Source organism: Mycobacterium appelbergii, assembly GCF_032883035.1.
GTDB lineage: Bacteria > Actinomycetota > Actinomycetes > Mycobacteriales > Mycobacteriaceae > Mycobacterium > Mycobacterium appelbergii.
This window is the reverse complement of sequence record NZ_JAMQTH010000017.1, coordinates 105,142-124,458: the sequence shown is the minus strand read 5'-3', so window position 1 is coordinate 124,458 and position 19,317 is coordinate 105,142. Positions and strand designations below refer to the sequence as shown.

19 protein-coding genes are annotated in these 19,317 nt (G+C 66.1%); 7 read left to right on the top strand and 12 right to left on the bottom strand.

Features of this window, described 5'->3' with window-relative positions; genetic code table 11:
* The first annotated feature begins 12 nt into the window (after positions 1 to 12).
* Together M1247_RS31105 and M1247_RS31100 are read left to right on the top strand one after the other, a co-directional pair.
* On the top strand, positions 13 to 636 hold the full coding sequence (locus tag M1247_RS31105) for a hypothetical protein (protein WP_317160273.1): 624 nt from the start codon (positions 13 to 15) through the stop codon (positions 634 to 636).
* Positions 637 to 726: 90 nt separating this feature from the next.
* The gene (locus tag M1247_RS31100; RefSeq protein WP_317160272.1) at positions 727 to 1,626 is read left to right on the top strand and encodes a PDDEXK-like endonuclease domain-containing protein; all 900 of its coding nucleotides are present in this window, start codon (positions 727 to 729) and stop codon (positions 1,624 to 1,626) included.
* Here M1247_RS31100 and M1247_RS31095 read toward each other — a convergent pair.
* Genes M1247_RS31095 through purB form a run of 4 tightly spaced genes read right to left on the bottom strand, consistent with a single transcriptional unit; the run spans position 1,571 to position 5,739 of the window.
* Complete coding sequence (locus tag M1247_RS31095; protein ID WP_317160271.1) at positions 1,571 to 2,176, bottom strand: DUF1707 SHOCT-like domain-containing protein; 606 nt, start codon at positions 2,174 to 2,176, stop codon at positions 1,571 to 1,573. The two genes, M1247_RS31100 and M1247_RS31095, sit on opposite strands and share 56 nt — an antisense overlap.
* A gap of 19 nt (positions 2,177 to 2,195) precedes the next feature.
* Positions 2,196 to 3,119 carry a tellurite resistance/C4-dicarboxylate transporter family protein gene (locus M1247_RS31090; protein WP_317160270.1) on the bottom strand — a complete coding sequence of 308 codons (924 nt, stop codon included), beginning with the start codon at positions 3,117 to 3,119 and terminating at the stop codon, positions 2,196 to 2,198.
* Positions 3,116 to 4,324, bottom strand: a complete 1,209-nt coding sequence (locus M1247_RS31085) for a cytochrome P450 (protein ID WP_317160269.1) — start codon at positions 4,322 to 4,324, stop codon at positions 3,116 to 3,118. The genes M1247_RS31090 and M1247_RS31085 overlap by 4 nt, the downstream gene beginning before the upstream one ends.
* Positions 4,321 to 5,739: an adenylosuccinate lyase gene (gene purB, locus M1247_RS31080; RefSeq protein WP_317160268.1), complete on the bottom strand. Its 1,419-nt coding sequence runs from the start codon at positions 5,737 to 5,739 to the stop codon at positions 4,321 to 4,323. Before purB ends, M1247_RS31085 begins: the two co-directional genes overlap by 4 nt.
* A gap of 50 nt (positions 5,740 to 5,789) precedes the next feature.
* Here purB and relZ point away from each other — a divergent pair, with 50 nt between their 5' ends.
* Positions 5,790 to 7,502: a bifunctional ribonuclease/(p)ppGpp synthase gene (gene relZ / locus M1247_RS31075; protein WP_317160267.1), complete on the top strand. Its 1,713-nt coding sequence runs from the start codon at positions 5,790 to 5,792 to the stop codon at positions 7,500 to 7,502.
* Here relZ and M1247_RS31070 read toward each other — a convergent pair.
* Both M1247_RS31070 and M1247_RS31065 read right to left on the bottom strand, forming a co-directional pair.
* Positions 7,499 to 8,920 carry an APC family permease gene (locus M1247_RS31070; RefSeq protein WP_317160266.1) on the bottom strand — a complete coding sequence of 474 codons (1,422 nt, stop codon included), beginning with the start codon at positions 8,918 to 8,920 and terminating at the stop codon, positions 7,499 to 7,501. The genes relZ and M1247_RS31070 overlap by 4 nt on opposite strands.
* Before the next feature lie 17 nt (positions 8,921 to 8,937).
* A complete protein-coding gene (locus M1247_RS31065) occupies positions 8,938 to 9,567 on the bottom strand; it encodes a TetR/AcrR family transcriptional regulator (RefSeq protein ID WP_317160265.1) in 630 nt (209 codons plus the stop codon).
* 119 nt (positions 9,568 to 9,686) lie between these two features.
* Here M1247_RS31065 and M1247_RS31060 point away from each other — a divergent pair, with 119 nt between their 5' ends.
* Positions 9,687 to 10,502: an alpha/beta hydrolase gene (locus M1247_RS31060; RefSeq protein ID WP_317160264.1), complete on the top strand. Its 816-nt coding sequence runs from the start codon at positions 9,687 to 9,689 to the stop codon at positions 10,500 to 10,502.
* On the opposite strand, the gene purD is transcribed toward M1247_RS31060, so the two are convergent.
* Positions 10,499 to 11,767 (bottom strand): phosphoribosylamine--glycine ligase, encoded by a 1,269-nt coding sequence (purD, locus tag M1247_RS31055; RefSeq protein ID WP_317160263.1) that lies wholly within the window; start codon positions 11,765 to 11,767, stop codon positions 10,499 to 10,501. The genes M1247_RS31060 and purD overlap by 4 nt on opposite strands.
* A gap of 63 nt (positions 11,768 to 11,830) precedes the next feature.
* Here purD and M1247_RS31050 point away from each other — a divergent pair, with 63 nt between their 5' ends.
* Positions 11,831 to 13,060, top strand: a complete 1,230-nt coding sequence (locus tag M1247_RS31050) for a cytochrome P450 (RefSeq protein ID WP_317160262.1) — start codon at positions 11,831 to 11,833, stop codon at positions 13,058 to 13,060.
* A gap of 30 nt (positions 13,061 to 13,090) precedes the next feature.
* Positions 13,091 to 13,717: a TetR/AcrR family transcriptional regulator gene (locus tag M1247_RS31045; RefSeq protein ID WP_317160261.1), complete on the top strand. Its 627-nt coding sequence runs from the start codon at positions 13,091 to 13,093 to the stop codon at positions 13,715 to 13,717.
* Positions 13,718 to 13,746: 29 nt separating this feature from the next.
* On the opposite strand, the gene M1247_RS31040 is transcribed toward M1247_RS31045, so the two are convergent.
* The 5 genes from M1247_RS31040 to M1247_RS31020 are packed head-to-tail and all read right to left on the bottom strand — an operon-like array spanning position 13,747 to position 18,509.
* A complete protein-coding gene (locus M1247_RS31040) occupies positions 13,747 to 14,973 on the bottom strand; it encodes a hypothetical protein (RefSeq protein WP_317160260.1) in 1,227 nt (408 codons plus the stop codon).
* A complete protein-coding gene (locus M1247_RS31035) occupies positions 14,963 to 15,406 on the bottom strand; it encodes a carboxymuconolactone decarboxylase family protein (protein WP_317160259.1) in 444 nt (147 codons plus the stop codon). Before M1247_RS31035 ends, M1247_RS31040 begins: the two co-directional genes overlap by 11 nt.
* Positions 15,407 to 15,415: 9 nt before the next feature.
* Positions 15,416 to 16,267: an NAD(P)-dependent oxidoreductase gene (locus tag M1247_RS31030; protein ID WP_317160258.1), complete on the bottom strand. Its 852-nt coding sequence runs from the start codon at positions 16,265 to 16,267 to the stop codon at positions 15,416 to 15,418.
* On the bottom strand, positions 16,264 to 17,028 hold the full coding sequence (locus M1247_RS31025) for an SDR family oxidoreductase (RefSeq protein ID WP_317160257.1): 765 nt from the start codon (positions 17,026 to 17,028) through the stop codon (positions 16,264 to 16,266). Before M1247_RS31025 ends, M1247_RS31030 begins: the two co-directional genes overlap by 4 nt.
* 11 nt (positions 17,029 to 17,039) lie before the next feature.
* Positions 17,040 to 18,509 (bottom strand): aldehyde dehydrogenase, encoded by a 1,470-nt coding sequence (locus tag M1247_RS31020; RefSeq protein ID WP_317160256.1) that lies wholly within the window; start codon positions 18,507 to 18,509, stop codon positions 17,040 to 17,042.
* 189 nt (positions 18,510 to 18,698) lie between these two features.
* Here M1247_RS31020 and M1247_RS31015 point away from each other — a divergent pair, with 189 nt between their 5' ends.
* Positions 18,699 to 19,298 carry a TetR/AcrR family transcriptional regulator gene (locus M1247_RS31015; RefSeq protein ID WP_317160255.1) on the top strand — a complete coding sequence of 200 codons (600 nt, stop codon included), beginning with the start codon at positions 18,699 to 18,701 and terminating at the stop codon, positions 19,296 to 19,298.
* The last annotated feature ends 19 nt before the right edge of the window (positions 19,299 to 19,317 follow it).

The window sequence follows — 19,317 nt, the reverse complement described above, 5'->3', positions numbered from 1 at the left end:
GGGATCGCTTGCATGAGATCGCGGTACCTTCCCTACGCCAGCCGCCCCGGCCGATTGTTGGCCCAGTTGTTCAGCGACCTGGCCGTGGCCGTCTGGTTGGTGGTGTGGGTGGTGGTCGGGCTGGCCGTGCATGACGCCGTCTCGACGATCTCGGCGGTGGGCAGGCAAGTCCAGGACGGCGCCAACGGGGTGGCAGACAACCTGGGCTCGGCCGGCGACAGCGCCGACCACATCCCGCTGGTCGGCGACACCCTGAGCAAGCCGCTTCGGGCGGCCAGCGATGCCGCGGTGGACATCGCCGGGGCCGGTCACAGCCTCGACACCACGGCGAGCTGGCTGGCCTGGGTGCTGGCGCTGGCGGTGGCCGCCACGCCGATCTTCGTCGTCGGGATGCCCTGGCTGTATCTGCGGATCAGGTTCTTCCGGCGCAAGTGGACCGCGATAACGCTCGCCTCCACCTCGGCGGGTGAGCAACTGCTCGCGCTGCGCGCGCTGGCCAACCGTCCGCTGGCCAAGCTGACGGCGGTTTCCGATGACCCGGTGGGTGCGTGGCGGAGCGAGGATCCGGCCACCATCCGCGGCCTGGCCGCCCTGGAACTCCGCTCGGCCGGCATGCGACTGCGCCGCATCCAGTGATTTGTGGAGTTTTGGCCGTCACGAGTGCGGTTAAAACTCCACAAATCACATCGGTGGGAACCGTTTGCCGCCGCACAGCGTCGAAATTGCGTGATTGACGACTATTTGCGCGACCACGACGGGGTCATCACGCTCGCACAAGCGCTGACCGCCGGTCTGACACAGGACGCTGTCGACTACCGGGTGCGGACCAGTCGCTGGCTGCGCTGCGCCCGTGGCGTGTATTTCGCCGACGATCGGCCGTTCACCGACAGTGCGCGCGTGCGGGTCAGCGTGTGGTCGTATGGCACTCGCGCGGTTGCGAGCGGGCTGACGGCTGCCTGGTGGCACGGAATCTCGAAATACCTACCGGAGGTGCTTGAGGTGACTGCTCCGCGGGCCAGCCGCCTACAACTTCGTTCAGGTACCAGGCTCCGCCGCCGGGACCTTGCGCCCACCGACGTCGTGGAACGTCGCGGCCTGCGCGTGACGACGCTGCCGCTGACGGTTGTGGAAGCCGCCGCACGACGTGGCGGCGGCCCGAAATTGATGGACAACGCGCTACAACGCCACGTTGAGCTGCCCGCGCTGTGGCGGGCACATCTGCGCAACACGGGCCGACACGGCTCCCCCGCCGCGCGCAGGCTGCTGCTGGCCGCCGCCGACGGCGCGCGCAGCGAGGCCGAACGGCTGCTGGTCCGCCTGCTGAAGTCGGAGAGGATCACCGGGTGGAAAGCGAACTACCGCGTCGGGCGCTACCAGGTCGACGTGGCATTCCCCGTGCACAAGGTAGCCATCGAGACCGACGGTTGGGCGTTCCACAGTGATCAGGAGGACTTTCAGCACGACCGGATCAAGCAGAACGAGATCGCGCTTCTGGGTTGGCAGGTGTTGCGGTTCACCTGGCTGGACCTCACCGAGTACCCACAGCGGGTGATCGCCGAGATCCGGTTCGCTATTGAGTCCCGTGCAGGCGTCGCAGCCAGGTTCCGAACGGATGCCGAACGGTGACCGAACCCATCCGGACACGTCCGCGCACGATGAGGTGCAGCCGGTCCGACGGCGGGCTGGTCCGAACCTTGACCGTGGCGCTGCCGGCGAACGCGTCGACACCGTTGAGGTCGGCGGTCGCTGTGGGCGGCACGATCAGCTCCGTCGAACTGCAGTAGTCATCGACAACCACCTCCACGACCGGACCGGGCAGGATCGCGGAGGTGAAGTCCAGCGTGGTGCTGCACAGGCGGGTGTTGAGGTGCAGGGCGGGCGCCACCGTCCACTGCCCCCGACGCACGATGGAGGACATCCATCCGCTCAGCGCCTCGGGTGCGCTCACCGGCCGGGGCACCGAAGCGCCCGACGGCGCTGCGAGTTGCATGTCGGGAAGGTCGTCGAGCACGACCTTCAGCTCGCCGCGGGTGCGGGCAGCCAGCGCGATGTCAACGCGCTCGGCGTACTCGTCCAGCGTCAGCATGCCCTCACCGACCGCGCGTTCGAGCAGTTGACGCACGTGTGTGCGCTCCGCGTCAGAGACTCGCAGGTGCTCGTTCTGGCCTGAGTCCATGCCAACGAGGGTAGGCGGTCTAGCGGCGCAGGCCTGCCACCCCGACCGACAGCCAGGCTGCCAGCGCGATCCAGAAGAACACCAGAGATACGGTTTGCATTGCCTGCCAACCTGTTTCGACCCGCATGGTGTGGGTGGCCGCCGCATACATGCCCAGCGGGAATACCATCGCCCACCACAGGCCGGCGAATCGCAGGCTGCGGGCCACCCGGGACAGGCGCAGTACGAGGAAGACCACCAGCGGCACCAACCACAACGTCGCGACGAGCCAGGTCAGCACCGTCACGACCTCGATCGCACTCAGCGCACCTGCCGACCAGCCCAGGTCGCGCCCGGCGTGGTGGATGTGGTCGCCGGCCAGTGTGGCGATCGCCAACCCGCCCATGAGGATCCAGCTGTCGGGTTCGAAGCCGTGGGGATCGAGCCGTTCATCGAATGCCCGCGCCAGGATCAACCACGTCATCAGCAGATACACCGCGATGGCCACGGTCCAGAGCACCAGTGCAACCGGTACCACGTGCAGATCCGCGGCAACCGTGGCCAGCCCCGAGGTGCCCACGCTCGCCAACAACCAGCCGCCACGGGATTCCGTCCGTAGCCGGGCCCAGCCTCGGATCCTCATGCTGCGAACGGTCAACGGCACCAGCACCAGCCAGCCGAGCAGCGCGATCGTGCCCATCGCCCACAGCGCGGCGGGCCAGAATTCCAGTCGGCTGCCGACCACGGCGCATGCGGCCACGAATGTGAACAGCCGCAACACCACACTCGGATCCCGGACATCACCGAAGTCCAGACGTTTGACCACCGCCGTCACCGCCAGTACCGCCAGCGCCACGCAGGCCACGACCGCCAAAGCGTTACTGATCCACCGGTAGTCGTGATCGGCAGCAGCAACCGAGACGATGCCCGTCGCCATCACGAGCGCAAATGCATCTGGCCTCACGAGTCCAGCTCGACCACCAGGTGCCGGATGCCGGTGTGCCGATTGCTGCGGGCCCACTCCACAGGCTTGACCAGCCGGGCGCTGCCGAACCGGGACAGCAGTTCCTCGAACAACACCCGCAGTTCCAGCCGAGCGAGGTTCGCCCCGAGGCAGTAGTGGACACCCTGCCCGAAACCCAGGTGCGGGTTGGGTTTACGGCCGATGTCGAACACGTCGGGGTCGGTGAACGCCAGTGGGTCGCGGTTGGCCGAGCCTTCCCAGATCTGCACCTTCTGCCCTTCCTCGATGGTGGCGCCACCCAATGTCACGGTGCGGGTCGCGGTGCGACGCTTCGACGGCGACGGCGTGCTCCAGCGCACCATCTCCTCGATCGCCGTCGGCAGCAGGCCCAGATCCGCACGCAGTGCGCGCATCTGATCGGGGTTCTCGATGAGCGCCAACAGCCCACCTGCGACCGAGTTACGGGTGGTCTCCGCACCGGCGCTGAACAACAGGCTGAAGAACAGGTACAGCTCCAGATCGGAAAGGTCGGCATCAGAGGCGTTGGCGACCACCGAGAGCATGTCGTCACCTGCCTGAGCTCGCTTGGCGGCGATCAGCTCCTGACCGTAGGAGTACATCCGCGACCCGGCCTCCTCGACCGACATCCGGGACAACGACGCCGACCGCGAGCCGCCGAAGTCGAACTGCGGCTCGATCGCTTCGAACAGCCAATGCCGTTCGGACTCGGGCACTCCCAGGAGAATGCAGATCATCTGCATCGGTAGCTCGGCGGCGACGTCCACCAGAAAATCGAAGGGTTCGCCCGGCACCACGGCGTCGAGCAGACGGCGCGCCCGCGCACGGAGATCATCTTCGACGCGGGCAATCATCCGTGGGGTCAGCCCAGAGCTGACCAGCCGACGGATGTCCGAATGCCGCGGGTCGTCCATCATGTTGAGTACCTGTCCCGCGATGGGCAGATCCTGCAGCAGCGTCCCGCCGTAGGGCCGGTCACCACCGGTCACCGAGGAGAACACCTCCGGGTCCCGCAGGACGGCAAGGGTTTCGGCATAGGTCGCCACCGACCAGAAACCCTCGCCGTCCGGGGTGTGTTCGGTCGGCCGATGCCAGTAAACCGGGGCCTCGCGACGGTGCACCGCGAACAGCTCATGGGGAAACCCGTGAGCGAAATTATCCAGATCGGTCAGATCTGCCAGTGTCACAAGATGGCACCCGAGGTGTACTTGGCGGCCTCGGGGTAGCGGCTCACGAGCTCGTCGACGGCCGCGACCACGCCGTCGACCTGTGCGCCGGCGGCCCCGGTGAACGCCTGCTTGTCGGCCAGTGCGGCGTCGAGGGCAACCCGGTCCAACGGCAGCCGTGAGTCGGCGGCGAGGCGGTCCAGCAGATCGGGCTCCTGGCCCTTTTCCCGCATGGCCAGCGCCACAGCGACCGCATGCTCCTTGATCACCTCGTGGGCGGCCTCGCGGCCCACCCCGGCGCGGACCGCAGCGATCAGGATGCGGGTGGTCGCCAGGAACGGCAGGTAGCGGTCCAGTTCCCGCTGGATCACCGCCGGATAGGCGCCGAACTCGTCGAGCACGGTCAGGAAGGTCTCGGTCTGCCCGTCGACGGCGAAGAACGCGTCGGGCAGTGCGACGCGGCGCACCACCGAACAGAACACGTCACCTTCGTTCCACTGCGCACCGGCCAGCTCACCGGCCATCGAGGAATATCCGCGCAGCACCACCTGCAGGCCGTTGACCCGCTCGCACGACCGGGTGTTCATCTTGTGCGGCATGGCCGAGGATCCGACCTGCCCCGGAGCGAAACCCTCGGTCACCAGCTCGTGGCCGGCCATCAGCCGGATAGTGTGTGCCATCGAGGACGGGCCGGCTCCGAGCTGCACCAGTGCGGACACCACGTCGTGGTCCAGCGACCGGGGATAAACCTGCCCGACGCTGGTGAAAACATCTGTGAAACCGAGGAATTCGGCAACGCGGCGCTCCAGTTCGGCCAGTCTCGTGGTGTTGCCGTCGAACAGGTCGAGCATGTCCTGCGCAGTGCCCATCGGCCCTTTGATGCCGCGCAGCGGGTAGCGGTCGATCAGGTCCTGCACGCGGTTGAGCGCCAGCAGCGTCTCCTCGGCGGCCGAGGCGAACCGCTTGCCCAAGGTGGTGGCCTGCGCGGCGACGTTGTGGCTGCGCCCGGCCATCACCACATCGCGGTACACCACGGCACGCTCTGCCAGCCGGGCCACCACCGCAACTCCATGGGAGAACACCAGCTCCAGGGAGCGGCGGATCTGCAGCTGCTCGACATTCTCGGTGAGGTCCCGGCTGGTCATGCCCTTGTGCACGTGCTCGTGGCCGGCCAGGGCATTGAATTCTTCGATGCGGGCCTTGACGTCGTGGCGGGTCACGCGCTCGCGGGCGGCGATCGAGGCCAGGTCGACGCTGTCCACCACCCGCTCGTAGTCGGCGATCACCCCGTCGGGAATGGGCACACCCAGTTCGGTCTGTGCGCGCAACACCGCAAGCCACAGGCGCCGTTCGGCGACGATCTTGGCTTCCGGCGACCAGATCGCCACCATCTCGTCACTGGCATAGCGGTTGGCCAGAACATTCGGAATCGTCACGAACACACAGCTTACGGTCCGGGCGGACGCACCAATGAGACAGTGGACGGATGTACTTCGTCGGGCTCGACCTCGCCTGGGGCGAGAAGAATCAGACCGGTGTCGCGGCAATCGACTCCGACGGGCGACTCCAACACGTCGGCGCTGCCCAGGATGACGACAGTATCGCCGCAGCGATCAAGCCGTATGTCAGCGGTGACTGCGTGGTCGCCATCGACGCGCCGCTCATCGTGAACAACCCCACGGGGCACCGCCCGTGCGAACGGGATCTCAACCGGGACTTTCAGCGATTCGACGCCGGCGCCCGCCCGGCGTTCACCGACCGGCCCGAGTTCAAGCACCCGCGTGGGGCGCGTATCGCATCTGCGCTCGGCCTGGATCTGGATCCGTCCTCGTCATCGGGTCGACGCGCCATCGAGGTCTACCCGCACCCGGCAACCATTGTGCTGTTCGGTCTCGACAAGACGTTGAAGTACAAGCGGGGCGCGTTCGACGATCGTCAACGCGAGCTGCTGCGGCTGATGACCTACATCGAGGACCTCGACGAGGCGACGCCGAGACTGCGAGCCAACCGCAGCGTCGGCTGGGTGGAACTGCGGAAGCGTGTCGAAGCGGCCACCCGGCCCAGCCAGCTGGATCGCGACGAGGATCCCGTCGACGCCCTGCTCTGCGCCTACGTCGCGCTGTACTGGTACCACCGTCCCGAGGACGTGACGATCTACGGTGACGTCGCGTCGGGTTACATCGTCACCCCGTCCCTGCCCGCGGATCGGCGGCCGCGAGGGCGAACCAGTGTCGCGCCCGAATCGGCACCGTCGAGCGCTGTCGCGGAGTACGCGGCCCGACGGCCATCGCTGGTGGCTGCCACCGAGCAGTACCTCACGCTGGTCACAGGGTTGCTCGACGAGGCGGGCATCAACTACCTCAGCATCACCGCGCGCACCAAGAGTGTCGATTCGTTTGCGGCCAAGGCCGACCGCCGCGGGCCCGACGGCAGCCTGCTCTACACCGATCCGCTGGTGGAGCTCACCGACCAGATCGGACTGCGGGTCATCACCTACCTGCGTGAAGACGTCGGCGCGGTGGCGAACCTGCTGTCCGAGGAGATGCGGCTGCTCGATGACCGCGACATGGGACAGGAAACCGCCCGCGCGGGCCGGTGGGGCTACGCCAGCAGGCACCTGCTGGTCGGTATCGAGGGCGTGCAACAACCGGCATCCATCCAGGTCCGCACCGTGCTTCAACACGCGTGGGCGGAGTTCGAACACGACATCCGGTACAAGGGCTCTATCCCCGCCGAGCACGTCACCGAACTGGATCGACGGTTCACGCTGGCGGCCGGGCTGCTCGAACTGGCCGACCGGGAATTCACCGAGATCCGAGATCGGTTGCGCACCACCATGACCGAGGAGGAGCCCGAATGGTCGACGGATTCGCGCATCGCCACCCCGGTGCTGGCGACCTACCTGGGTAACCGGTATGCCGATGCCGGCTGGTCGCGCACCGACCACTACGGCTGGATTTCGGGCCTGCTGCTCGAGCTCGGCATCACCTCGCTGGACACATTGACGGCGGTGCTCGATTCCGTGGACGCCGACGAGATCAACCGTGCGATGGGGTACCGCTACCCGGCCGGCGCGGTGCGTCGCCTCGACGATGCACTGCTCGCGGTGTTCGGCGACCGGTATATCGGCCTGCAGGGCAATTCACACCGAATTGAGCTGCTGCAGAACAGGTTGGAGCGCCTTGGTGCGAAACCCTAGGGTGCGTCACCGAGGTGCGTCGGATCGGTGATGCCTGCGTCGCGGATGCCGAGCTGACGGTTGATCAGCGTGGTGAGCCCGAACAGTACGACACCGATCACGATGAGGATCCCGGCCAACAGATACTGCTGCGCGGGGCGGCCCGAGAACGGCAAGACCAGATACAGCGACGCCACGAAACCGATGACCGGCAGGGCCGTCGGCGTCTTGAAATGACCGCCCTCCTTGCGGACATCACGCCGCAGCACCAACACCGCGACGTTGACGACCGCGAACACCGCGAGCAGCAGCAGTGAGGTGGTGCCGCCCAGCACGGCAATCGCGCTGCTGTCGGCGAAGGCCGACACGTAGAAGATCAGGCCGAAGGCAATCAGTGTGGTGAAGGCAATCGCCACCCACGGGGTGAGGCGGCGCGGGTGCACGGTGCCCAGCACTGGTGGCAACACGTGTTGTCGCGACATGCCGTAGATGAGCCTGCTGGCCATCAGCATGTTGATCAGCGCGGTGTTGGACACCGCGAACATCGAGATGAACGGGAGGATTTCCTCGATCGGCAGGCCCGGGGCGCCGGCTTTGACCACCTCGACGAGCGGAGTCTCGCTGGCGGCGAGGACTCCGACGGGCACCAAGGCCACCGCGACGATCGCCACCACGACGTAGACCAATCCCGCGATCCCAAGCCCGGACAGCAGCACCTTCGGGAAGATACGCACAGGGTCCTTGGTCTCCTCGGCCATGTTGACCGAGTCCTCGAACCCGACCATCGCGAAGAACGCCAACGACGTGGCCGTGGTGACGGCCAAGAAGGTGCCCTTGTCCGTGGCGGTGTCGAAGGCCACGACGCGAGAGAAGTCGACGTCGACGCCGCCGGCGAACGCCCACAGCCCCACCAGGATGACCAGCAGCAGGCCGGTGATCTCGATGATCGTGAGAATGACGTTGAGCTTGACGCTTTCACCCACGCCGCGGAAGTTCACCATCGCCAGTAACGCCATGAACAACAGCGCCAGTACCACCACACCGGCCTTACCCCAGCTGAAGTGGAATGCGGTGAAGAAGTTGGCGGCGAAGAATCGGGAAGCCGTTGAGGCAGAGGTGATTCCGGAACACATCACCACAAAGGCCACCAGGAAGGTGACGAACTGGATGCCGAATGCCTTGTGCGCGTAGAGCGCCGCACCCGCCGCCTGCGGATATTTGGTGACAAGTTCCAGGTAGCTGAATGCGGTGACGGTGGCGATCAAAAACGCGACCAGGAACGGAAGCCACGCCGCGCCGCCGACTTCCTTGGCCACCTGGCCGGTCAATGCGTAGACGCCCGTACCGAGAATATCCCCGACAACGAACAACAGCAGTAGTCCCGGACCCATCACCCGCCGCAGTTCTGGCTGCTGGTCAACGGTTTCAGGTTTGGTCATTCCCCCTCCTTCATCGATCAGACGCGAACCACCCGTTCGTCGACAGGTGCGAGCACGTCGATGACGTCGATCAGTGTCGCGCGGGCACTGGCCCTGGGCCCGTCGCCTTCGTCCACCAGCGATGCCACCACAGCTCCGTCGACCGCGCACACCAAAGCGGTGAGCAGTTCGGCGCGCACGGAACGACCGGAGCGTTCCACGACTTCGACCACCGCGTCGGCACGTTGCTGGAGCATCCGCCGCTGGACATCGCGGAGACCGGGCTGGCGCGCGCACGCGATGTAGCGCTCGTAGCGGGAGATCAACTGTTCCGTGACGCGTGTTTCGGGTGATTCGCCGACCAACAGGTCCACCAGAATGTCGGCGGTCGATTCGGCGCCGCGACGCCGACGCGACAGCGCGGCCACCCCGACCCGCAACTGTTCGGTTTCCCGGGTGCCGATGTATTCAACTGCCTTCGCGATGAGGTCGTCGAGGGAGGAGAAATAGTAGGTCGTCGACGCCAAGGGCAGGCCGGCCCGGCGCGCCACCGCGCGATGGCGGACCGCGTCGAAGCCGCCCTCGCACAGTAATTCAGCGGCCGCCCTGACGAGGGCGTACCGCCGACGCTCCCCTTTCGGAGTGACCGCTGCCGTCACCTGGAACATGCTGCCAGGAGGGTCGGAGTCACACCGCGCTTTCGGCCAATCATAAGGCTTTACTCAGGTTTTTCGGCTTCGACGATGCCATTGGAGGATGCCTACCTGGGCGATGGCAAGATGTCCAGATGCCTACGTTGAACCGTCGCGCGGTGCTGCGCCTCGGCGTCGGTGCGGCCGCCGGCGCCTACGCCCTGGGGTCCGCCCCCATGGCGTTGTCCAGTCCCGTGGCGGCACCCACCTACGTCAGTGGATCGTTCGTCTCTGCTGCGCGCGGAGGGGTCAACACGAACTGGGCCATCGCCCGTCCGCCCGGCCAGAGCGGCACGCTGCGGCCCGTCATCGCGTTGCACGGCAAAGGATCTGACGCGGCCCAGGTGATGGCAGGCGGTGTCGAGCAAGGCCTGGCGCAGGCGGTCGAGGCCGGTTTGCCACCGTTCGCGGTGGTCGCGGTCGACGGCGGTGGCAGCTACTGGCACAAGCGCGCCTCCGGCGAGGATTCCGGGGCGATGGTGCTCGACGAACTGATCCCCCTGTTGGGCGAGCAGGGACTCGACACCTCCCGGGTGGGCTTTCTCGGCTGGTCGATGGGCGGGTACGGGGCCCTCCTGCTGGGTTCCCGTTTTGGCGCGGCGCGAACTGCGGCGATCTGCGCGGTCAGCCCGGCACTGTGGACCTCGTCGGGGGCCACCGCACCGGGCGCGTTCGACGGGGCCGACGACTACGCCGCCAACACGGTGTGGGGATTGCCCGCCCTGGGCTCGATCCCGATCCGGATCGATTGCGGCAACAGCGATCCGTTCTATTCGGCTACGCAGCAGTACATCTCGCAATTGCCGAATCCGCCTGCGGGTGGGTTCTCCCCCGGTGGGCACGACGGCGGATTCTGGAGCTCCCAGCTGCCTGCCGAGCTGACCTGGATGGCCCCGCTGATTGCTGCTTAGATGCTGATCCGGCCCTCGGCCGCGGCCAGGCCGATGTCGGTGCGAAAGTGGCTGCCGGGCAACTTGATTGACTTCATCAACGCGTAGGCCGCTTCGCGCGCGGCGGTCAGGTCGGCCCCGGTGCCCACGACCGACAGCACCCGTCCCCCGGATGACACGATGGCGCCGTCACCGCGGCGAGCTGTACCGGCATGCAGCACGCCGTCCGCTTCAGACCCGACGATGATGTCGCCCACGCGCGGCCTGCCGGGATAATTTTCGGCTGCCAGCACCACGGTCACCGCAGCGCCGTCGCGCCAGTGCAGATCGCCGAACGAGGCCAGCTCGCCGGTGGCGGCAGCCATCAGCAGCTGGCCCAACGGGGAATCCAGCAGCGTCAGCACCGATTGAGTCTCGGGATCGCCGAAGCGGCAGTTGAATTCGACGACGGCGGGTCCGTTGGAGGTGATTGCCAGACCGGCGTAGAGCAGGCCGGCAAATGAGCTACCACGCGCAACCAACTCTGCGGCAACGGGTTTGACGATATCGTCGACAATCTGCGTCAGCACCGCTTCAGGCAGCCAGGGCAGCGGAGCGTACGCGCCCATGCCGCCGGTGTTGGGACCGGAGTCTCCGTCACCAACGCGTTTGAAATCCTGCGCGGCCAGCAACGGCACCACAGTCTCGCCGTCGACGACACAGAACAGCGACACTTCCGGGCCGTCGAGGAACGATTCGAGCAATACCGGGTGACCGGAATCGAGCAGGCTGGCGGCGTGTGCCCGCGCTGCGTCACGGTCGGCGGTGACCACCACACCCTTGCCCGCGGCCAGACCGTCGTCCTTGACCACCCATGCGGCCTGCCCGGCGGGCGGGCCGAACCGGTCCAGCGCCGCGTCCAGGTGGGCGGGGTTGTCGACGATCTCACTACCCGCGGTGCGAACCCCGGCAGCGGCCATCACATCTTTCGCGAACGCCTTCGACCCTTCGATCCGGGAGGCGTCCTTGGTGGGCCCGAAGCAGGCGATCCCGGCGGCCCGCACCGCGTCGGCCACCCCCAGCACCAGCGGCACCTCGGGACCGACCACGACCAGGTCCGTTCCGAGGCGCTGCGCGAGTTTCACCACCTCGTCGCGGGAGGTGATGTCGACCTCGTACTGGTCGGCCAGGGTCGCTGTGCCGGCATTGCCGGGGGCGATGGCCATCTCCTCGACTTGCGGGTCCCGCCGCAGAGCCAGGAGCAGGGCATGTTCACGGGCACCGGATCCGATTACGAGGACGCGCACGGGCGTCAAGAGTAGTCGCCGACCTTCGGGCATACACTTGACACCGCGGTGTATGGTCAAATTATGACGCAGAGCACATGCCCATTCGGCCTCGGGTACGACTTCACCGACCCCGACGTGCTGCTCACAGGCATCCCGGTGAACGAGTTCGCCCAGCTACGGAAGACCGCGCCGGTCTGGTGGAACGAACAGGGCGAATCGATCTTCGATGACGGCGGCTACTGGGTGATCAGCCGCCACGAGGACATCAAGACCATCTCCCGCAATGGTGGCGACGTCTGGTCCACCAACGCCAAAGGCGCCGTCATGCGGCTTCCAGAAGGCGTCACCGGCGAGCAGTTGGAACTCACCAAAGCGCTGCTGATCAACCACGACGCCCCCGAGCACACCCGCCTGCGCAAGATCGTCTCGCGACTGTTCACCCCGCGGGCCGTGGCCGGCCTGGAGGAGAAGCTCGCGGTCGCAGCCCGGGAGATCGTCGCCACGGCCGCGCGGAAGGACAGCGGCAATTTTGTCGACGACATCGCGATGAACCTGCCGTTGCTGGCGATCGCCGACCTCATCGGTGTCCCCGAGGACGACCGGGAGAAGCTCTTTCACTGGACGAACTCGATCATGAACACCGACGACCCGGACTTCGACTCCGATCCGACGATGGCCAACGCCGAATTGATGGGCTACGCCTACGGCATGGCCGAGGAGCGTCGCCGCTGCCCGGCCGACGACATCGTCACCAAACTCATCCAGGCCGATATCGACGGTGAATCGATGGGTGACGTCGAGTTCGCGTTCTTCGTGATCCTGCTGGCGGTCGCCGGCAACGAGACCACCCGCAACGCCATGACGCACGGCATGAATGCGTTCTTCGAAAACCCGGACCAGTGGGAGCTTTTCAAGCGCGAACGACCGGCAACCGCGGTCGACGAGATCGTCCGCTGGGCCACTCCGGTGCATTGTTTCCAACGGACGGCGCTCACCGACGTCGAAATCGGCGGTGTGACGGTCCGGGCGGGCCAGCGCGCCGGGCTGTTCTACAGCTCAGCGAACTACGACGAGGACGTATTCGCGGATCCCTTCCGGTTCGACATCATGCGCGACCCCAACCCGCACCTGGGCTTCGGCGGCAACGGCGCCCACTTCTGCATCGGAGCCAACCTGGCCCGCATGGAGATCAAGCTGATCTTCAACGAAATCGCCGATCAAATTCCGGATATCACCAAACTGGCTGAGCCGCAACGGCTCCGCTCCGGATGGATCAACGGCATCAAAGACCTGCAGGTCTCCTACCGGTAGCCGGGTACACCAGTGCAATAGGATGCCGGAGTGCGCACCCACGGCTGGGCCGGCTCGACGCCGGCCACTGACGACGAGGCGGTCGCGCGCATCCTGGCGGCCGCAGGCAAGGCGATCGACGAGCGCGGGGCCGACTTCTCCATCGCCGACGTCGCCCGCACTCTCGGCGTCACCCGCCAGACCGTGTACCGGTATTTCTCCAGCACCGAGGCACTGCTGGTCGCCGCCGCGGTGCACGCGGCAACCGACTTTCTCGACCGGTTGGCCACGCATCTGCAGGGCGTCACCGATCCGGTGGAGGCCGTCACCGAGGGCATCGCCACTGCGCTGGAATGGCTGCCCAAAGACAAACACATCGGTCTGCTGATCGCACCAGGGCGCGCCGACGCGCATACCGAATCGGTCACCTCCGATGTCGCCCTGCGATTTGCGAATGCGATGCTGCGGAAGTTCGACGTGGACTGGCGCGGGCTCGGATACGGCGACGAAGATCTCGACGAACTCGCCGAACACCTGCTGCGGATCATCCAGTCGTTCGTCATCGACCCCGGTCGCCCGCCCCGCACCGGCGAGGCGCTGCGCAGTTATCTGCGCCGCTGGGTAGGTTCAGCCGTAGTGGCCGTCGCGAGTGTGAATCCTCCGCGAGATTCCGGCTGATTTCTCGCTGACGTTTCACGATCGCGTGTTCACACCACGGTGAGCGGCAGCGACTTCCTCGGCTGGAACACAAAACCCGCGCCGCCGCTGACCTTGGCGACGGCAACTTCGCCGAATTCTTTTGCTGCGGAATCTGTTTCGATGACGCGTGCGGTCCACTCGGTGTCCGACCCGATCACCTCGACATTGAGGTGGGGGTCGACGCCGGCAACGATGGCCTGCAGTGGCCTGGTCTCGGTCGGCGACACCAGCGACACCCAGGCACCGTCCTCGTGCGCGGGTGACCGGTGCACGGCAACCGTGTCCGGACCGAACTCGGCGGTGACGTAGGCGGCGGGATTCAGTAGCGGGTGCAGTTCGAGCACCTTGACCGCGCCGTCGATGCCGCCGGGCAGCTCCAGTGCCCGGTGGATGCGTTCGGCGGCGAGACCGGCGACCCCGATCAACTGTTTGGTGCAGATGTCGGTGGCCAGTGCAGTGTCGGTTCCCGCGCGAGCACTGACAGCGATGATGAACGACAGGTTCAGCAGATGCATCTGCAGGCACACTTCGTCGGCGATCCGGACCAGCGCCGAGTGCGAGAACGCGCCGAAGTCGACGTCGGACACCAGCGGACCCGAATAATCGGCGAACCCCTCGTCTTCTGGGTCGATGGCGTCGAGTTCGGTGGTGTAGGCGCGGCTCGCCGCGACGATGTCGAGCTGAGGGATGAAGGGCACCTCGGGATAGGACTCGTCGATGATCACCGTCCACGCACAATGCGGGGTCCGGTCCACCGGTGTCCTGGGCGGACGGTGGATGGGGCGCACCTGGCATCGCCGGTTGGTGGCCAGCGCGGTCGCATCGAACGTCGGGTCCTCGATGTCGTGGCACATCCCCCGCACGTAATCCTCACCCATCGGCTCGACATCGAGCAGCGCACCGCAGTGGTCGAGGTGGAACTCCCCGTGCCACCGGTCGTGCACGGTGTACCGGAAGTCCATGAACTGTGGCGGCGCACCGATATCGAGCTGCAGGCCCTTGAAGATCGTGATGATGTCGACGCCCTCGTACTTCAGCGCCTTCTGCATCCGCCGGGTATACAGCGGGCTGGACCCGGCCCACTCCTCGATCGCGATCTGCAGCATCTCTTCACGGCCGAAACTGCTGATACACCAGGCCATTCCAGACCGGTCGATCATCTGTCCGATCAGCAGCAGCTCGGGTACGAGCGTGGCCAGCTGATCACGCGTCAGGGACGCGTACCTACTCGTCATCGAAGGTGTTCCCGGTGTTCATCCGCACGGCGGCGTTGACATTGGCCTTCTTGTCCTCGCCCTGCCCTTTCTCGGCGGCCCTACGCCGCTTGGCCGCAACCTTCGTCACGACCCCGTTCAGACCGGATCCGAGGGGAAAGCCGACGTACTGGGTGAGGAAGATCGCCATCTCCTTGAGCTCGTCCTCCGTGAGCTCCTCGTTGAGTAGCGCCGCGTTGACCTGGACCTCGGCCAGATCCTGCAACCCGAGTGCCGTCACCACAGACAGTGTCATCAAGCGCTTGTCACGCATGGACAGGCCCGGCTTGGTCCAGATGGTGCCGAACAGGTGCTCGACGGTGAGATCGAAGTACGGGTCCCCTTCGATGTTCGGCATCTCCCAGCCGTATACCTCGTTCATCTTGGCCAGGCCCTTGGCGCGCAGTTCGTCCATCACTGTCTCCTATTCGTTCGGGTGCGGCACACCGAGCCCGGCGGCGAGCCGCTGCAAAGCCAGCTTGGCCAAGGGAAGGTCCACTCCGACAACATCACCCAGTCCGAGCGCCAGGCTCAGATCCTTCTCGCCGAGCCCTCGGGTATGGGTGAAGGCGTCGTAGAGCCAGTGGTCGGGTGTCAGATCTGCCATGTCCTCACGCACCATGATCGCCCCGGGCCCGCCGGTGAGCGCATCGGTGTGACGGACCACCCGTCCGAGTGTCTGTAGGTCCAGCCCGGCGGCTTCGGCGAGCTTCATCGCCTCACACGCCGCGGTGTAGGAGGTGAACGTCAACATGTTGCGGGCCAGTTTCATTCGTGTGCCGGCGCCGGGTTCGCCGGCGTGGATCACCATCGACGCGAACTGTTTGAAGGCCGGTTTGATCCGTTCGTAGACCGGGCGTTCGGCGCCGACCATGACGGCGAGTTCACCTTTGTCCGCGGCTCCCCCGCCACCGCTGACCGGGGCGTCGACGATGTGAATCCCCTGCGGTTTGAGCGCCGCGGCCAGTTCCACCGCAGTGGTGTCGCTGATCGTGGAATGGATGGCGATGACGGTGTCCGGCTTGGCCTTTGCGGCGAGCTGCCCGACCACATCGCGGACCTGCTCATCGTTGAGGACGGTGACGCAGATGATGTCGGCGTCGGCAACATCGGCCACACTGTCGGCCAGCGTCGCACCCAGTTCGGCCAGCGGGGTCATCGCCTCGACACGCACGTCGTACACCGTGACGCCACCGGGCCACTGCACGAGCCGTTTGGCCATCGGGGCGCCCATGTTCCCCAGCCCGATGTAGCCGAGGCGTTCTTGCGAGCTCATGAGCGGATGATCTGTCCGCCGTCGACGTTGAAGATCTGCCCGGTGATCCATTTGGCCTGGTCGCTGAGCAGGAACAGGCACATGCCGACCAGGTCTTCCGGAGTGCCCATGCGGGACAACGGGATGCCCTTGACGATGTCGGCCACCATCTCCTGCGGAGTGGTGGTCCGGTTGGCCTCCGTGTCGATCGGTCCGGGTGCGATGGCGTTGATCCGGATGTTCTGGCCGCCCAACTCGCGGGACAACTGCTGGGTCAAGCCGTTGACGCCGACCTTGGCCAGCCCGTAGAAATTCGAGTACATCCAGGCCGCCGTGGAGGACTGGTTGACGATCGCGCCGCCACCGCGCTTGGCCATCTTGCGGTACACCGCACGGGTACACACCAGCGCACCGTCGAGGTTCACGCTCATGAACTTCTTGTAGTAGTCCCAGTCGACGGTCAGCAGGAAGTCCAGCTTCATGCCGCCGAAAATCGCGGCGTTGTTGACCAGGTAGTCGATGCCGCCGAATTCCGACAGCGTCTGTGCCGCCATATCGCGGGCCGACTCGATGTCGGAGACGTCGACCGGTACCGCCAGGGCCGTGCCGCCCTCACCCTTGATGCCGTCGGCGACCTTCGCCGCGCCTTCGGTGTTGATGTCGGCGACCACCACCGCGGCGCCCTCACGCGCGAGCGCTTCGGCGTAGGCCTGGCCGATACCACCGCCGGCACCGGTGACAATGGCCACCTTATCCTTGAAATCCGAGTCGAACTTCGTCACCCGATTCTCCTTTACTTGACAAGCGTCGCAATGAGTTTGATTTCGGTGTATTCCTCGAAACCGGCCAACCCCATCTCGCGGCCGATCCCTGATTGCTTGTATCCGCCGAACGGCGCGTCTGCCGAGTACCAGACGCCACCGTTGACGTTCACCGTGCCGACGCGCAACCGCGCGGCCACTGCCTGAGCACGGTCGTCGTCGCCGGAGAACACCGTGCCGGACAGTCCATACGGAGAATCGTTGGCGATGCGGACGGCGTCGTCGTCACCGTCGTGAGCGATCACGGTCAACACCGGTCCGAAGATCTCCTCGCGGGACACCCTGGCGTTGTTGTCCAGGCCCGCGATCACGGTCGGCTCGATATAAAAGCCGCGAGCCATGTCCGCAGGCCTCCCACCGCCGCACGCGAAACGGCCGCCCTCGGCGATCGCAAGGTCCAGGTAGGACTGCACCCGGTCCCGCTGCCGCGCCGAGATCAACGGCCCGCACACGGTGCGCTTACTGTTCGGATCACCCGGCTTGATCGAGCCGAGCGTCGCCGCGGCGGCCTCGACGGCGTCGTCATAGGCGGCCCTGGGCACCACCAGGCGAGTGGTGATCGCACACCCCTGCCCGGCGTGCATGGCCACGGTGAACGCCGCCATCGAGCACGCGCCGGCCAGATCGGCGTCGTCAAGCACCAGGAACGCCGACTTTCCGCCGAGTTCCAGAAACACCTTCTTGATGGTCAGCGCGGCGTCGTTCATCACAGCCCGACCGGTCGCGGTCGACCCGGTGAACGAAACCATGTCCACACGTGGATCTTTCGACAGCAATGCACCGACCGAGTGATCGCTGGAGGTGACGATGTTGATCACGCCGGGCGGGAAATCGGTCTGTTCGGCGATGATCTGACCCACCGCCGCAGCGGCCCACGGGGTGTCCGGGGCCGGCTTGAGGATCAGGGTGTTGCCTGCCGCCAGCGCCGGGCCGACCTTGGCCAGGTTGATCTGGTGCGGGAAGTTCCATGGGGTGATGGCGCCGACCACGCCGACGGCCTCGCGGGCGATGGTGCGGTCGGACGGCATGCCCTGCGGCGTGGCGTGGCCGAGATCGGTTCTCCACTCATAGTTCTCGGCGGTGTCAGCGCAGAAGGCGAGATCATCGATCGGGCCTTCCAACTGGGCGCCGGAGGTGAGCATGCGTGGCGCCCCCACCTCGGCGATGGTCAGCTCGCGTAGATCCTCCAGGTTCTCACGCAAAGCCTCACGCAGCTGACGCAAGCACCGCACCCGCAGCGCGGTGTTCGTCGACCAATCGGTGTCGTCGAACGCGCGACGCGCGGCCCCGATGGCATCGGCCATGTCCTCGGGGTTCGCATCGGCGGCCACCCCGAGTGATTCCTCGGTGGCGGGGTTGACGGTTTCGAACACACCCCCACCACCGGCGACGAGCTTGCCGTCGATGAGCAATTGACTCTGGCGATCGGCCAGTACCGGCATCGGTGAACTCCACTTCACGAATTCTGGACAGCTGTCCGGCTGTATCGCCTCGAACGATAGCCTCAGGGAACCCGGAGTCGCAAGGCCGGCCCCCGGCCGCGGCGGTCAATCTCCCACAATGATGCAGGTGGTGTTCGGTTTCGGCAGTCACACTTGCCCAACGTCGCCGTTGTCGGATAACTTGGACATGTGTCCAGCGATCCAGTGGCCGCAGTCACAGAACCCGTTCCGGCGACCGCGCGCAACCGACGGCAGGAAGAAACCTTCCGCAAGGTCCTCACCGCCGCGATCGACATGCTGCGCGAATCGTCGTATGCCGACCTGACGGTGCGGGCGGTGGCGGCACGCGCCAAGGTGGCGCCGGCGACCGCCTATACCTACTTCTCATCGAAGAACCATCTGATCGCCGAGGTCTACCTCGATCTCGTCGGCCAGGTGCCGTACTTCACCGACGTGAACGACTCCATGACCACCCGCGTCGACAAGGCACTACGCGCACTTGCGTTGGTCGTCGCGGACGAACCTGAGGTTGCCGCCGCATGCACCACCGCCTTGCTGGGCGGGGGCAGCGATCCGGCGGTCCGCGCCGTCCGGGACCGCATCGGCGCGGAGATCCACCGGCGCATCCGTTCGGCGGTCGGTCCGGACGCAGATCTACGCACCGTATCGGCCCTGGAGATGACGTTCTTCGGCGCGCTCGTCAATGCCGGCAGCGGCGCCTTCACCTACCACCAGATCGCCGATCGGCTCACCTATGTGATCGGCCTCCTCCTAGGGGAGCACCAGTGAGCGCGTGCGCGAAGAGGAG

Excerpts from the sequence above, each read along its gene's own strand:
- M1247_RS31105 (WP_317160273.1), top strand. The coding sequence starts at position 13 with ATGAGATCGCGGTACCTTCCCTACGCCAGCCGCCCCGGCCGATTGTTG.
- M1247_RS31095 (WP_317160271.1), bottom strand. The coding sequence starts at position 2,176 with ATGGACTCAGGCCAGAACGAGCACCTGCGAGTCTCTGACGCGGAGCGC.
- relZ (WP_317160267.1), top strand. The coding sequence starts at position 5,790 with ATGTACTTCGTCGGGCTCGACCTCGCCTGGGGCGAGAAGAATCAGACC.
- M1247_RS31070 (WP_317160266.1), bottom strand. The coding sequence starts at position 8,920 with ATGACCAAACCTGAAACCGTTGACCAGCAGCCAGAACTGCGGCGGGTG.
- M1247_RS31065 (WP_317160265.1), bottom strand. The coding sequence starts at position 9,567 with ATGTTCCAGGTGACGGCAGCGGTCACTCCGAAAGGGGAGCGTCGGCGG.
- M1247_RS31060 (WP_317160264.1), top strand. The coding sequence starts at position 9,687 with ATGCCTACGTTGAACCGTCGCGCGGTGCTGCGCCTCGGCGTCGGTGCG.
- M1247_RS31050 (WP_317160262.1), top strand. The coding sequence starts at position 11,831 with ATGACGCAGAGCACATGCCCATTCGGCCTCGGGTACGACTTCACCGAC.
- M1247_RS31040 (WP_317160260.1), bottom strand. The coding sequence starts at position 14,973 with ATGACGAGTAGGTACGCGTCCCTGACGCGTGATCAGCTGGCCACGCTC.
- M1247_RS31035 (WP_317160259.1), bottom strand. The coding sequence starts at position 15,406 with ATGGACGAACTGCGCGCCAAGGGCCTGGCCAAGATGAACGAGGTATAC.
- M1247_RS31030 (WP_317160258.1), bottom strand. The coding sequence starts at position 16,267 with ATGAGCTCGCAAGAACGCCTCGGCTACATCGGGCTGGGGAACATGGGC.
- M1247_RS31020 (WP_317160256.1), bottom strand. The coding sequence starts at position 18,509 with ATGCCGGTACTGGCCGATCGCCAGAGTCAATTGCTCATCGACGGCAAG.